This window comes from Vibrio sp. S457-15 (assembly GCF_000960545.1).
GTDB lineage: Bacteria > Pseudomonadota > Gammaproteobacteria > Enterobacterales > Vibrionaceae > Vibrio > Vibrio parahaemolyticus.
In genome coordinates this window covers 1-626 of sequence record NZ_JYOQ01000040.1, presented here as the reverse complement: position 1 = coordinate 626, position 626 = coordinate 1, and the positions used below count along the sequence as shown (strand labels likewise).

3 tRNA genes are annotated in these 626 nt (G+C 42.8%); all 3 read left to right on the top strand.

The window, feature by feature from the left end:
* Positions 1–77: 77 nt before the first annotated feature.
* Positions 78–153 (top strand) — tRNA-Glu (locus tag UF05_RS05420).
* Between the two features lie 2 nt (positions 154–155).
* Positions 156–231, top strand: a tRNA-Lys gene (locus UF05_RS05415).
* Positions 232–261: 30 nt separating this feature from the next.
* Positions 262–337: transfer RNA gene (locus tag UF05_RS05410), tRNA-Val, on the top strand.
* The last annotated feature ends 289 nt before the right edge of the window (positions 338–626 follow it).

The window sequence follows — 626 nt, the reverse complement described above, 5'->3', positions numbered from 1 at the left end:
TTGCGATGAGTGTCCACACAGATTGATACGGTTTATAAAGTAAAGAGAAGAAGAGTTCCCAAACTCTTCAATCCAGTGTCCCGTTCGTCTAGAGGCCTAGGACACCGCCCTTTCACGGCGGTAACAGGGGTTCGACTCCCCTACGGGATACCATTGGGTCGTTAGCTCAGTTGGTAGAGCAGTTGACTTTTAATCAATTGGTCGCAGGTTCGAATCCTGCACGACCCACCATTCTTCTCCACGAAGAATTAAAACTTATGTGGGCGATTAGCTCAGTTGGGAGAGCACCTGCCTTACAAGCAGGGGGTCACTGGTTCGAGCCCGGTATCGCCCACCATTCTCTAAGTATTTTTGGATAGGAATTCCAAACCACTTCAGTAAGACGTATGTGGTTAGAATCTTCGACTCTGAAAGTCTTTAGAAAATGTACTTCCTTGTGAAGAAACATAGCTCTTTAACAATTTGGAAAGCTGACAAAACAACAATTTATTGTTGTTTGTAAAGTTCTCAATGTTTGTCTTTAAGACAAACACCAAAATAACACATTCAAGTGTTCTTGGAATTTGAGTCCGGCAAAATCGAGTCTGCATCATGTATAAAAATTGCAGACAACTTTGGTGACTTGT